General features: G+C 64.5%; 10 protein-coding genes and 2 pseudogenes. 4 read left to right on the forward strand and 8 right to left on the reverse strand.

Annotated elements, in window-relative coordinates; translation table 11 throughout:
- The 6 genes and pseudogenes from EN742_RS09080 to EN742_RS09105 form a co-directional block, all read right to left on the reverse strand.
- Positions 1-249 (reverse strand): annotated as a pseudogene (locus EN742_RS09080) (molybdopterin oxidoreductase); the annotation flags it as partial.
- A gap of 1 nt (position 250) precedes the next feature.
- Complete coding sequence (locus EN742_RS09085; protein WP_245492276.1) at positions 251-1,072, reverse strand: cytochrome b/b6 domain-containing protein; 822 nt, start codon at positions 1,070-1,072, stop codon at positions 251-253.
- Positions 1,073-1,216: 144 nt separating this feature from the next.
- The gene (locus EN742_RS09090) at positions 1,217-1,894 is read right to left on the reverse strand and encodes a DUF1345 domain-containing protein (protein ID WP_128332693.1); all 678 of its coding nucleotides are present in this window, start codon (positions 1,892-1,894) and stop codon (positions 1,217-1,219) included.
- 25 nt (positions 1,895-1,919) lie between these two features.
- Entirely contained in the window at positions 1,920-2,387 is a 468-nt protein-coding gene (locus EN742_RS09095; protein ID WP_126054284.1) for a YaiI/YqxD family protein, read from the reverse strand.
- 64 nt (positions 2,388-2,451) lie between these two features.
- On the reverse strand, positions 2,452-3,021 hold the full coding sequence (gene gfa / locus EN742_RS09100; RefSeq protein WP_126054285.1) for an S-(hydroxymethyl)glutathione synthase: 570 nt from the start codon (positions 3,019-3,021) through the stop codon (positions 2,452-2,454).
- A 63-nt stretch (positions 3,022-3,084) separates the two neighbouring features.
- On the reverse strand, positions 3,085-4,212 hold the full coding sequence (locus EN742_RS09105) for an S-(hydroxymethyl)glutathione dehydrogenase/class III alcohol dehydrogenase (RefSeq protein WP_128332694.1): 1,128 nt from the start codon (positions 4,210-4,212) through the stop codon (positions 3,085-3,087).
- 267 nt (positions 4,213-4,479) lie between these two features.
- Between EN742_RS09105 and EN742_RS09110 the strand changes: the two genes are divergently transcribed.
- The 3 genes from EN742_RS09110 (at position 4,480) to EN742_RS09120 (ending at position 11,163) form a co-directional block, all read left to right on the forward strand.
- Positions 4,480-6,492: an acetyl/propionyl/methylcrotonyl-CoA carboxylase subunit alpha gene (locus EN742_RS09110; RefSeq protein WP_128332695.1), complete on the forward strand. Its 2,013-nt coding sequence runs from the start codon at positions 4,480-4,482 to the stop codon at positions 6,490-6,492.
- Positions 6,493-6,584: 92 nt separating this feature from the next.
- Positions 6,585-10,112 carry a DNA polymerase III subunit alpha gene (dnaE, locus tag EN742_RS09115; protein WP_127406184.1) on the forward strand — a complete coding sequence of 1,176 codons (3,528 nt, stop codon included), beginning with the start codon at positions 6,585-6,587 and terminating at the stop codon, positions 10,110-10,112.
- A gap of 40 nt (positions 10,113-10,152) precedes the next feature.
- Positions 10,153-11,163 (forward strand): methyltransferase, encoded by a 1,011-nt coding sequence (locus EN742_RS09120; protein WP_128332696.1) that lies wholly within the window; start codon positions 10,153-10,155, stop codon positions 11,161-11,163.
- A 53-nt stretch (positions 11,164-11,216) separates the two neighbouring features.
- Here EN742_RS09120 and EN742_RS09125 read toward each other — a convergent pair whose 3' ends face one another.
- Positions 11,217-12,098, reverse strand: a complete 882-nt coding sequence (locus EN742_RS09125; RefSeq protein ID WP_127407314.1) for a DMT family transporter — start codon at positions 12,096-12,098, stop codon at positions 11,217-11,219.
- A gap of 178 nt (positions 12,099-12,276) precedes the next feature.
- On the opposite strand from EN742_RS09125, the gene EN742_RS09130 reads away from it, so the two are divergent.
- Positions 12,277-12,780: a hypothetical protein gene (locus tag EN742_RS09130; protein WP_127391872.1), complete on the forward strand. Its 504-nt coding sequence runs from the start codon at positions 12,277-12,279 to the stop codon at positions 12,778-12,780.
- A gap of 20 nt (positions 12,781-12,800) precedes the next feature.
- Here EN742_RS09130 and EN742_RS09135 read toward each other — a convergent pair.
- Positions 12,801-13,280, reverse strand: a pseudogene (locus EN742_RS09135) (DNA polymerase IV); the annotation flags it as partial.

Raw genomic sequence — 13,280 nt, forward strand, 5'->3', positions numbered from 1 at the left:
GGTGACGCCGTTCGGCCGCTGCGGCTGGCGGATGTCGGCCTCAGTGAATTCCTGGGCGAGCGCGTCACGGCCGGCCAGCAGGCGCTGGGCCCGGTATGTCAGGCCATTGGCGTTTTCGAGGAAGCTGCGCAGGCCACCGCCGACACCGAGACCGCTGTCGAAAGCATCGCAGCCGGACAGCGCGATGCCCGACAGGCCGAGACTGGCGGAAGTCAGGAATTTCCTGCGGTTGATCTGAAACTTCGCCATCTCAGGCGCTCCTCTCGGGCGAGTTGTCATCATGCGCCGGCGGGTCGGTGCGGTACCAGCCGGTGACGATCGAACGCAATTCGTTGACCGGGCCGGCGGCAAGGATCATCAGCATGTGGATGATGAAGAAGCCGACGAGCAGCACCATGACGGTGAAATGGATGGTGCGTGCCGTCTGCCTTCCACCGAGCAGGTCGTTGAGGAACGGCAGCATCGCGTTCATGCTGGGCGACATGGCAAGGCCGGTGATGATCATCAGCGGCAAGAGCACGAACAGCACGCCGCCATAGGCCATCTTCTGCAGCGTGTTGTATTCGCGCGTGTGATGGAACTTCAGCTTCGCGTGGTCGACGATATCCCGCGGCAGGCGCCGGAGATCGTCGAAGCGCGGAGCGAGATCGCGGCGGACATGGCCATTGATCAGGCCGGCGACCAGCCAGACGAGCAGGGTGGCGGAGAGCACCCAGGCGAAGAAGAAATGCACGACGCGGGCCGTGCCGAGATCATAGTAGGAGGGGATCGTGGCCCAGGAGGGGAAGGCGCGGGATGTCTCCTGACCGGGCGGCCCCGACCAGCCGAGCACGCCCGTCGTGTCGAAACGCCTGCCGAAGACCTCGGTGTAGCCGCGCGGACCCTGATCGGTGTTCTCGGCGCCGATGGCGAAGACGGTGTTGTTGTAGCCGAAGCCCGATTCCTTGCCGATGTAGAGCTGGGGGCGGGCATTGAAGATCTGCAGGCCGGAAAGCAGCATGAAGAACAACGCGATCGCCCAGAGCCAATGGGTCAGCCGCGTCCAGCGCGACTGGCGGTAAATCAGCGTCATGTCGTTCGATGCGGCTGGCGCATCGGCGGCGGGGTCGCTCCTGGCAACGGTTTCCATCGGCTTTCGTTCTCCCGCAGTTCAGATCTTCGTTCTCCTTCCAATACGTCGCCGGCCCAAGCGATGTTTCATCCGATCACGGATTTATTACGGTGCGCCGAGGCTGACCGCCAGGTTGACCGCCGCCGCGACGATCACCGTGTTGAAGAAGAACGACAGGATCGAATGGATCAGTACCACCTGGCGCATGTACGAAGTCGTGACGGCAGTGTCGGCGGTCTGCGCGGTCATGCCGATGACGGTGGCAAAATAGAGGAAATCCCAGCCCTCGGGCCGCTTGTCGCCGGGGAAGTCGAGACCGCCGACAGGCATCTTCCGCTTGCTGCTGGTGTCGATCTCGTCGCCGTTCATCCAGTAGACATGCGCGTAGTGGAGCGCCGCCATGGCGTGGATGGTGAACCAGCCGAGCGGTATCGACAGGATGGCGAAGCTGAGCTCGAATGGATGCGCGGCCTCCTTCTGGTTGATCAGATGGAACAGTGAAACGGTGGCGACACCGACGATGAAGAGCGTAACTGCAAAGATACCCAGTACAGGGAGGTCGGTAGCGCGCGCGTTCTTGCTGAGATAGTTGCCGGTAAGCCTCGGCATCAAGGCGAGGACCAGAACGATATAGGCGGCAAAGAAGACATTGGCGCCGATCGAATAGGCAAGCGGGATGCGCAGGAGCAACGCTAGCAGCAAAGCGACGATGCCAATGGCCGCTGACAACGCGAACTGCATGTGCGGATGCATTGGCGTTTTGACGGATGTGTCGGCACCCATGGCCCGGCCTCTAAAGGCGTTCGGATCAGTCCGGTGTGACGGATTTCAACGCCCACCGCAAGATGCGGTCGAGCTCGCCAAGAAAGCGCGAGCGATCCTGCGGCGCGAAGGCGGCATTGTAGCCCTTGCTTTCGCCGGTCTCGCGCAGATGCTGCTTCAGGTCGCGCATCGCCACCGCCATGCCGATGGTTTCGGGCGTGAAGGGACGGCCGGTCGGGCCCAGCACATGCGCGCCGAGCGCCACCGTGCGCGCGGCAAGCGGGATATCGGCCGTCACCACGATGTCGTTGGACACGGCATTCTCCACGATCCAGTCATCCGCCGCGTCGGCGCCCTTGGACACCACGACGTTGCGGATCATCGGATCGCGCGAGGGGCGCAGGCCGCCATTGGAGACATAGGTGACCACAATGCCGTGGCGCGCCGCGACCTTCTCGACCTCGGCCTTGACCGGGCAGGCGTCGGCGTCGACATAGATGACGGGTGCGGGCATCGTCCCTCCAAAACGAACATGGGGCCGGCTTTGACCGGCCCCATGGCAGAAATTCTCGAACTTGTCAGGCCGGCAGGGCGCCGGACTTCTTCGCGGTCCAGGTAGCGATGTAGTCCATCAGGCCGGGGTTGAGGCAGTCATAGGGCTCAAGCCCGATCGACTTCAACTGTGCCCGGATGCCATCCATACGGCTTGGATCGACACCGGATTCGATGATCGAGGACACGAAGGCGGTGAAGCCCGGCGGCGACCAGCCGTCTTCCTCGAAACGCTCGGGATGAATGAAGCTCAGGCCCTTGAACGGATGGTCGCGCTCGACCGGTCCATGCATGTGGACGCCGCAGCCGGTGCAGGCATGGCGCTGGATCAGCGCGCTTGGGTCGACCACCTTCAGCTTGTCGCCATTCTCCACGACGGTGACGTCGCCGGTGCCTGCCACGGCCACGACGGAGAATAAAGCGCCCTCAGGCTTCCAGCATTTGGTGCAGCCGCAAGCATGGTTGTGGGCGATCTGGCCCTTGACCTTCACCTTCACCGGCTTGCTGGTGCAGGCGCAGACCAGCGTGCCGCCGGCAAAGCTCGCGCTCTCCTTAGGCAGGCCATTGTCGATTTTCGGATGCAGTTTTTCCGCCATTCCATTCCTCCCATGTTTCACCACAAAGGTCGCCGGCCGGCTGGCCGGCGGCGTGCGGCTTCCTCAGTAAACCACGACACTCCGGATCGACTTGCCCTCGTGCATCAGGTCAAAACCCTTGTTGATGTCCTGAAGCTTCAGCGTATGGGTGATCATCGGGTCGATCTGGATCTTGCCCTCCATGTACCAGTCGACGATCTTCGGCACGTCGGTGCGGCCGCGCGCGCCGCCGAAGGCGGTGCCCATCCAGGTGCGGCCGGTGACCAGCTGGAACGGCCGCGTCGAAATCTCCTGGCCGGCGCCAGCAACGCCGATGATCACCGACTTGCCCCAGCCGCGATGCGAGGCTTCCAGCGCCTGGCGCATCACCTTGGTGTTGCCGGTGCAGTCGAAAGTGTAGTCGGCGCCGCCGATCTGGTCGGCGCCGCGCTTGGTCATGTTGACCAGGTAAGGCACGATGTCGCCGTCGATCTCCTTCGGATTGACGAAATGCGTCATGCCGAACTTCTCGCCCCAAGGCTTCTTGTCGTTGTTGACGTCGACACCGATGATCATGTCGGCGCCGGCGAGCTTCAGGCCCTGGATGACGTTGAGGCCGATGCCGCCGAGGCCGAAGACGACGGCGGTAGCACCCTGCTCGACCTTGGCCGTGTTGATGACGGCGCCGATGCCGGTGGTGACGCCGCAGCCGATGTAGCAGATCTTGTCGAAGGGGGCGTCGGGATTGACCTTGGCGACCGCGATCTCCGGCAGCACGGTGAAGTTGGAGAAGGTCGAGCAGCCCATGTAGTGGAACAGCTTGTCCTTGCCCATCGAGAAGCGCGACGAGCCGTCCGGCATCAAGCCTTGGCCTTGCGTGGCGCGGATGGCGGTGCAGAGGTTGGTCTTGCGCGACAGGCAGGACGGGCACTGCCGGCATTCCGGCGTATAGAGCGGGATGACATGGTCGCCCTTCTTGACCGAGGTCACACCCTTGCCGACGTCAACGACGACGCCGGCGCCCTCATGGCCGAGGATGGCCGGAAACAGGCCTTCGGGATCGGCACCCGACAGCGTGAACTCGTCGGTGTGACAGATGCCGGTCGCCTTGATCTCGACCAGCACTTCACCGTCACGCGGGCCGTCGAGGTCGACCTCCATGATCTCCAGCGGCTTTCCGGCGGCGACAGCGACAGCGGCGCGCGTTTTCATGAGGCAGTTCCTCCCAAGGCAATCGACAAACTTTTGATGAGGCCGGCTTATTGAGCCTGCCCGGCGAGGCGCAATGCCCGCCAGCCCTCCGCAGTGAGCCCAAACAACACTCTACAGAGTTCGGCGGCGGCGGCCAACTTCCCTTGCGACGTTTTTCGGCGCGGTATTCGCAATCTGGGCAGGGCGGATGCGCGCCGCGCCCGGCCACTTGAGCCGTAGGGGGATTGTCCATAGAACTGGTTCCTCGCCGGAGGAAACGACGCCAGCATGTTCAAGAAAATCCTGATCGCCAATCGCGGCGAGATCGCCTGCCGTGTGATCAAGACGGCGCGCAAGATGGGCATCGCTACCGTCGCGGTCTATTCGGATGCCGATCGCGATGCCGTGCATGTCGAGATGGCCGACGAGGCCGTGCATATCGGGCCTTCGCCGGCGGCGCAGAGCTATCTGGTGGCCGAAAAGATCATCGCTGCCTGCAAGGAGACCGGCGCCGAAGCCGTGCATCCCGGCTACGGGTTCCTGTCGGAACGCGCCTCCTTCTGCGAGGCGCTGGAGACGGAGGGCATCGTCTTCATCGGCCCCAAGCCCAAGGCCATCAGGGCAATGGGCGACAAGATCGAATCGAAGAAGTTCGCCAGCAAGGCCAAGGTCTCGACCGTGCCGGGCTGGCTGGGTGTCATCGAGGATGCCGACCATGCCGAGAAGATCGCCGGCGAGATCGGCTATCCGGTGATGATCAAGGCCTCGGCCGGCGGCGGCGGCAAGGGCATGCGCATCGCCTGGAACAAGGCCGAGGTGCGCGACGGCTTCGACAGGGCGCGCTCGGAAGCGAAAAGCTCGTTCGGCGACGACCGCGTCTTCATCGAGAAGTTCGTCGTCGATCCGCGCCATATCGAAATCCAGGTGCTGGCCGACGCGCATGGCAACGCGCTCTATCTCGGCGAACGCGAATGCTCGATCCAGCGCCGCAACCAGAAGGTGGTCGAGGAGGCGCCGTCGCCGTTCCTCGACGCCAAAACCCGCAAGGCGATGGGCGAGCAGGCAGTGGCCCTGGCCAGGGCCGTCGACTACCAGAGCGCCGGCACGGTGGAATTCATCGTCGACAGCGAGAAAAACTTCTATTTCCTTGAAATGAACACGCGATTGCAGGTCGAGCACCCGGTGACCGAACTCGTCACCGGCATCGACCTGGTCGAGCAGATGATCCGTGTCGCCGGCGGCGAGAAGCTCGCGATCAAACAGGGCGATGTGAAGCTCAACGGCTGGGCGGTGGAAAGCCGCCTCTATGCCGAAGACCCGTACCGCAATTTCCTGCCTTCCATCGGCCGGCTGACACGCTACCGGCCGCCGGAGGAGGGGACGTTCGGCGATATCGTCATCCGCAACGATGCCGGGGTCACCGAGGGCTCCGAGATCTCGATGTTCTACGATCCGATGGTAGCCAAGCTTTGCACCTGGGCGCCGACGCGGCGCGAGGCGATCGACGCCATGTCGGAGGCGCTCGACAGTTTCGTCGTCGACGGCATCGAGCACAACATTCCGTTCCTGGCGGCGCTGATGCAGCATCCGCGCTGGCGCGAGGGGCGGCTGTCGACCGGCTTCATCGCCGAGGAATATCCGCACGGATTCGCGCCGATCACGCCGAACGACGAAGAAAAGGCGGTGCTGGCGGCGGTCGCCACGGCGATGGAGCTGCTGCGCCGCGACCGGCTCGACCGGCTGAGCGGACGGCTGGCGCCGCATTCGGGCATCCTCAAGCGGGACTGGGTGGTCAAGATCGGCGCCGACTACCTTTCGGCCGCCATCCTCGAAGGCATGGTCTCGATCCCGATGGAAGTCGATCTGTCGATCGATGGCGGCAAACCGCTGACGGTAGCGTCCGACTGGCGGCCGGGCGATCTCATCTGGCGCGGCACGGTCGGCGGCAACGCGGTCGCGGCACAGGTCCGGCCGGCGCTGAACGGCTTGCGCATCGCCTGGAAAGGCATGTCGGTGACGGCCCAGGCCATGCTGCCGCGTATCGCCGAACTCGAAAGGCTGATGCCGGAAAAGCTGCCGCCGGACACGTCGAAGATGCTGCTTTGCCCGATGCCGGGCCTGGTCGTGTCGATCGCAGTCGCCGAGGGCCAGGAGGTCAAGGCCGGCGAGACGCTGGCCGTGGTCGAGGCGATGAAGATGGAGAACGTGCTGCGCGCCGAACGCGACCTCACCGTGTCCAGGCTCAACGCCAAGCCCGGCGACAGTCTCGCGGTCGACGCGGTGATCATGGAATTCGCCTGACCTGTGCACAGGAGATCCCTGGACTCGCATCCCGCGCTCCCGGACAATACATCTGCACCGATTGTTGAGTCCCTTCGAGCGACGCGAGCCCCATGGCGGATGAACGACTTCCACGCGACCCGTTGCTGCGCGAAGCAGCGGTAAAGGACGCGCGTCCGGAAACGCCGGCGCGGCCGTTCATCCATCTGCGCGTGCACTCGGCCTATTCGCTGCTCGAAGGTGCCCTGCAACTCGGCGCCATCGTCGGCCATGCGGTCAAGGACGAGTGCCCGGCGATCGCCGTCACCGACACCAACAATCTGTTCGGGGCGCTGGAGTTCGCGCAGAAGGCGGTGAAGGACGGCATCCAGCCGATCATCGGCTGCCAGATCGATCTCGCCTTTTCCGGCGAAGCGGGCGATGCCCAGCGCGACCGCCGCCGCCAGGGGCCGGAGATGCACCCGATCGTGCTGATCGCCGCCACCGAGGCCGGCTACGCCAATCTGGTCAGGCTGATCAGTCGGGTCTACCTGGAAACGCCGCCCGGCGAGCCGGTGCACCTGACCAGCGCGATGCTCGAGGGACAATCCGACGGCTTGATCTGCCTGACCGGCGGTCCGCGCGGCCCGATCGGCCGCGCCCTGAAGGAGGACCGTCGCGACCTCGCCGAGCAGCGGCTGCTGACGCTGAAGGCGATGTTCGGCGACCGGCTCTACGTCGAGCTGGAGCGGGTCCAGGGCTACGACCGCATGATCGAGAAATCGACGGTCGACCTTGCCTACAGCCACGATCTGCCGCTGGTCGCCACCAACGAGGCGTTCTTCTCCAAGCGCGACGACTATGAGGCGCATGACGCGCTGGTCGCCATCGCCGAGGGTTCGGTGGTCGCCGCCGACAATCGCCGACGGCTCTCGCCGGACAATTTTTTGCGCAGCCAGGCGGAGATGGCCAAGCTGTTCTCCGACCTGCCGGAAGCGATCGACAACACGGTCGAGATCGCGCTGCGCTGTTCCTATTATCCGAAGAACCGCAGCCCGATCCTGCCGCGCTTCACCGGCGGCGATATCGCCGACAAGGATGCGGCGGAGAAGGCGGAGGCGGCCGAGCTCGCCCGCCAGGCGCGCGAGGGGCTGGAGGCGAGGCTAGCCGCGCACGGACCGACGCCGGGCTATACGGTCGAGCAATATCGCGAGCGGCTCGATTTCGAGCTCGGCATCATCGAGAAGATGAAATTCCCGGGCTACTTCCTGATCGTTGCCGACTTCATCAAATGGGCGAAGTCGCAAGGCATTCCGGTCGGGCCGGGACGCGGTTCGGGCGCCGGATCGCTGGTCGCCTATTCGACGACCATCACCGACATCGACCCGCTGCGTTTCTCGCTGCTGTTCGAGCGCTTCCTCAATCCCGATCGCGTATCGATGCCGGACTTCGACATCGACTTCTGCCAGGATCGTCGCGAGGAGGTGATCCGCTACGTCCAGCAGAAATACGGCCGCGACCAGGTCGGGCAGATCATCACCTTCGGTACGCTGCAGGCGCGCGCCGTGCTGCGCGACGTCGGCCGCGTGCTGCAGATGCCTTATGGCCAGGTCGACAAGCTGTCCAAGATGGTGCCGCAGAATCCGGCCAATCCGGTCAAGCTGGCGGACGCCATCGCCAACGAGCCGCGCTTCGCCGAAGAGGCGGAGAAGGAGCCGATCGTGCAGACGCTGCTCGATACCGCGCAGAAGCTCGAAGGCCTCTATCGTCACGCCTCGACGCATGCCGCCGGCATCGTCATCGGCGACAGGCCTTTGTCGGAACTGGTGCCGATGTACCGCGATCCGCGCTCCGACATGCCGGTCACCCAGTTCAACATGAAATATGTCGAGCAGGCGGGGCTCGTAAAATTCGACTTCCTCGGCTTGAAGACGCTGACGGTGCTGGAGACGGCGGTCAAGCTGATCCGCCGGCGCGGCGTCGACATTGACCTCGCGACGATTCCGCTCGACGACAAGGACACCTACGCGATGCTGTCGCGCGGCGAGGTGGTCGGCGTGTTCCAGGTTGAAAGCGCCGGCATGCGCAAGGCGCTGATCGGCATGCGACCGGACTGCATCGAGGACATCATCGCGCTGGTGGCGCTCTATCGCCCAGGCCCGATGGAGAACATCCCGACCTACAACGCCAGAAAGCATGGCGAGGAGGAGATGGCCTCGATCCATCCCAAGATCGACCATCTGGTGAAGGAGACGCAAGGCGTCATCGTCTACCAGGAACAGGTGATGCAGATCGCGCAGGAGCTTTCCGGCTATTCGCTCGGCGAAGCCGACCTTCTGCGCCGCGCCATGGGCAAGAAGATCCGCGCCGAGATGGACAAGCAGCGCGAGCGCTTCGTCACGGGCGCGGTCGAGCGCGGCGTCGGCAAGCCGCAGGCCGACTTCATCTTCGATCTTTTGGCGAAGTTCGCCGACTACGGCTTCAACAAGTCGCACGCGGCGGCCTACGCGGTCGTCTCCTACCAGACTGCCTACCTCAAGGCGCACTATCCGGTGGAGTTCCTCGCGGCGTCGATGACGCTCGACATGGGCAACACCGACAAACTGGCCGATTTCCGCCAGGATGCGCTGCGCCTCGGCATCGAGGTGGTGGCGCCGTCGGTGATGTCGAGCTTCCGCCCCTTCGAGGTCGGCCAGAACAAGATTTTCTATTCGCTGGCCGCGCTCAAAGGCGTCGGCGACGCGGCGGTCGAGCATATCGTCGCCATGCGCGGCGAAAAGCCGTTCAAGAGCCTCGCCGACTTCTGCGAAAGGGTCGATCCGAAGATCGTCGGCAAGCGCGTCTTCGAAAGCCTCATCATGGCCGGCGCGCTGGACTGCTTCGGGCATGACCGCGCTGCGATGATGGCCGGGGTCGAGCGGATGATGGGGCTGGCCTCGCTGGCGCAGCAGAACGCCGTCTCCGGCCAGGCGGATATTTTCGGCGCCTCGCTCGGCGCGCAGTCGCAGGCGCTCAACCTGCCGGCGACCGAACCTTGGCTGGCCGCTGACCGGCTGCATCGCGAGTTCCAGGTGGTCGGCTTCTATCTCTCGGCGCACCCGCTCGACGAGTACAAGGCGGCGCTGCAGAAGATGCGGGTGCAGAACTGGGCGGAGTTCTCGGCCGCGGTCAAGCGCGGTGCTGCCGCCGGTCGCCTCGCCGGCACCGTCACCACCAAGCAGGAGCGCAAGACCCGCACCGGCAACAAGATGGGCGTCGTGCAGTTCTCCGACACGACCGGACAGTACGAGGCGGTGCTGTTCTCCGAAGGCCTGGCGCAATTTCGCGATATGCTGGAGCCCGGCCGCTCGGTGGTGATCACTGTTTCGGCCGAAGACAGGCCGGAGGGCATCAATCTGCGAATCCAGACGGTGCAGTCGCTGGAAGATGAGGCAAGCCGCATCCAGAAGGCGCTGCGCATCTTCCTGCGCGACGCGGCGCCGATCAACATTCTCGCCAACCAGCTCGCCGTGAAGGGCGAGGGACAGGTGAGCTTCGTGCTGATCAAGGATGCCGGCCAGGGCGAGGTTGAGATCGAGCTGCCCAACCGCTACCGGATTTCGCCGCAGATCGCGTCGGCGATGCGCGCCGTGCCCGGCGTGGTCGAAGTGGAGCTTGTTTAGAGCCCGTTCCTTGTGATTTGCTGGCGATCCGAGGGGCGCCATGGATCCGCGAACAGCCGCTTTCGAACTGATACGGATGGTCAACCAATACCAGGTGTCGCAAGCGATCTCGGTCGCGGCGATGCTGGGCATCGCCGACCACATCAAGGACGGCGAGCGCTCGGCGGCTGAGCTGGCCAGCCTGACAGACACACATCCGCGCGCACTCTACCGCCTGTTGCGCGCGCTGGCGGCGGTGGGCGTCTTCCACGAAGGCGAGGACGGACGGTTCTCGCTGACGCCGCTCGGCGGCGCCTTGCGCTCGGACGCCGAGCATTCGGCAACCCCTTGGGCGTCATTTGTCGGCCGGCCCTACTACCGGCAGGCGTGGAGCGATCTGCTCTACAGCATCCGGACCGGCAAGAACGCGTTCCGCCACGCCCACGGCAAGGGGGTCTGGGAGTACCGGATCGAGCATCCCGAGGAGTCGGTGATTTTCGATCGCGCGATGGCGGCGAACTCGCGCGGCGTGGCGGCGGCCATCCTGGCGGCATATGATTTTTCGCGCTTTCCGGTGATCATGGATGTCGGTGGTGGCAGGGGCACGCTCCTTGCCGAAGTCCTCGCCGCCAGTCCCGGCAGCCGCGGCATCCTATTCGACCAGCCGCATGTGGTCGCGGCGGCCGGCCCGGTGATGGACGAGAAGGGTGTCGCCGATCGCTGCGACATCGTCGGCGGAGATTTCCTCGCCGCGCTGCCCGAGGGAGCAGACGCGCTGCTGCTGAAATGGATCGTGCATGATTGGGACGACGAGACCAATCTCGCCATACTGAGGAACTGCCGCAAGGCTCTTCAGCCGGACGGCAGGTTGCTGGTGCTCGAGGCCGTGCTCGCGCCGCCAAACGAAGGGGCGCGCGCCAAATTCGCCGACCTCAACATGCTGGTGGCGCCGGATGGCCAGGAGCGGACAGCCGACGAATACAGGCTGCTCCTGGCAAGGGCCGAGTTTGAGGTGACGGAGATCATCGAGGCCGGGCAGCACATTAGCATCGTCGAGGCGAGGCCGGCGTGATCGGCAAGTAGGCCGCCCGCCGATGCCGTCGAACCGTGAGGAACGAACCTTTCCTATGACGCCGCAATCTCTGCCGGTTCTGGCGCTTTGCGCTGCAGATTGAGTAGATTGCCGAGTAGGATCAGCAGCGCGCCGCCAGCGGTGAAGGCATCGATCTGCTCGTGGTAGAGCAGCCAGCCGATCAACGCTGACAACGGCACGCGCAAAAAATCCATCGGTGAGATGACAGTGGCGTCAGCGTAGGCAAGCGCGCGGGCCATGCAGAAATGCGACGACATGCCGGTGAAGGCGATCACCACGATCCATGGCCAGAGCTCGAGCGACGGGGTGCGCCATTCGTAGAGCGCCGGAGCCAGGCCGAGCACGGACTGGATGATGAGCATCCAGAAGATGATGCTGACGACGCTGTCGGTGCGTGTCAGCGACTTGACCAACACCACCGAGGTACCGAAGCAAACCGCTGCGCCCAGCACGATGAGCTCTCCCACGTTCATGGAACCGAGGCCCGGACGCACGATGATCACCACCCCGACCAGCCCCAGAACGATCGCCGCCAGCCTTGGCCGCGAGAGCCTCTCGCCAAGGAAGCTGACCGCCAGCAAGGCCGTCCAGATCGGCGTCGTGAACTCGATCGAGATCAGCACGGCAAGCGGTATCAGCGTCAGCGCGTAAAGCCAGGCGGCCTGACCGGAATAGTGGACGACATTGCGGGCAAGATGGGCGAGCGGACGCTCGGTGCGCATCGCCGCGAAGCCGCCGCTCATCATCACCAGCGGCAGCAGGATGAGGAAGCCGATGACCGAGCGCAGCTCCAGCACCTGGAAGACGTTGAGCTCCGCCGTCGTGGCGCGGCCGGCGACCGACATCGCCAGGAACGAGGCGATCGACAGCGCCATCCAGAACGCGGCCTTGGGGATCGAGGGAGCGGGTGCCATGCGCGCTATGTCGCAAGCCGGACCTTCGAGGGCAACCGCTAGTCGGCGCATTCGACTGGGCCAGCCGATGCGGCGTTAAAAAACAGTCACGTTGAAGGCGGAACCTGGGGTCGCCGCAGGCGTTCGAGTCCCTGTATCCGCGCTTAGGCATTTCCGATTCTACCGGGGGAGACCTTCGATGAAATCAATGCTGCTGCTTCTGCTCGCGGGCGGCCTGACCGCCGTGAGCCCCGCGCATGCCGACGATGCAGATTTCCTGCGCTCGTTCCAGGGCAGTTTCGCCGGCAACGGCACCGTCAAGGTGACCACCAACGCGCCGACGGTGAACGTCTCCTGCACCTTCAATTCCGGCGCGACGTCGACTTCGCTGTCGCTCGACGGCAATTGCCGAGGTCTCGTGCTGGTGACGCGGGCGATCAGCGCGGATTTGAAATCCAACGGCAAGGGCTATACCGGCGTTTATGTCGGCTCCCGTACCGGGCCGGCGCAGTTGAATGGCAAGCGGTCGGGCAATGCGCTCAGCCTCGCAATCCGATGGGCCAAAGAGGTGAATGGCGACCGGACGGCGCGGCTAACCGTCGAGAAGACCAGCGGGGACGGCATGCGGCTCACCGTGACAGACGCCGATCCGAAAACCGGCAAGACGGTGGTGACAAGCCGGATCGATCTCAAACGCACGTGAGTGGCGGAAGCCGAATTCGATCACTCCTCGATCGGCTCCGGCGGATTGGCGCCGCGGCCCCTGCCGAACGTATAGCCGGTTTCCACGGCCTTCTTGCCGAACTTGTCGCGCAATGAATCGATGGCGCCTTCGGCCAGCGCGCGCTTGCGCGACTGCACATCAACCAGATCGGGCGGATCGGCCTTCCCGTCGTCGGAGAGATCGCTGACGCCGATCCCGAGCAGGCGGTATTTCGTCCCGTCGGCCTCCCGGCGCAGCAGGTCGAGGCCGGTCTGGAAAATCCGGTCGGCCAGACGGGTGGGGTCGCCAAGCTGGCGGTTGCGCGTGCGGAGCTTGAAATCCTGCGTCTTCAGCTTCAGCACGACGGTGCGTCCGGCAATGCCCGACTTCTTCAGCCGAGCCGAGACCTTTTCCGACAGAGCCCGTAGCACGGGGACCAGTTCGGCCATGGTGCCGATGTCAGCGTCGAAGGTCGTTTCGGCCGACACGCTCTTGGCGTC

Source organism: Mesorhizobium sp. M4A.F.Ca.ET.020.02.1.1 (assembly GCF_004022645.1).
GTDB lineage: Bacteria > Pseudomonadota > Alphaproteobacteria > Rhizobiales > Rhizobiaceae > Mesorhizobium.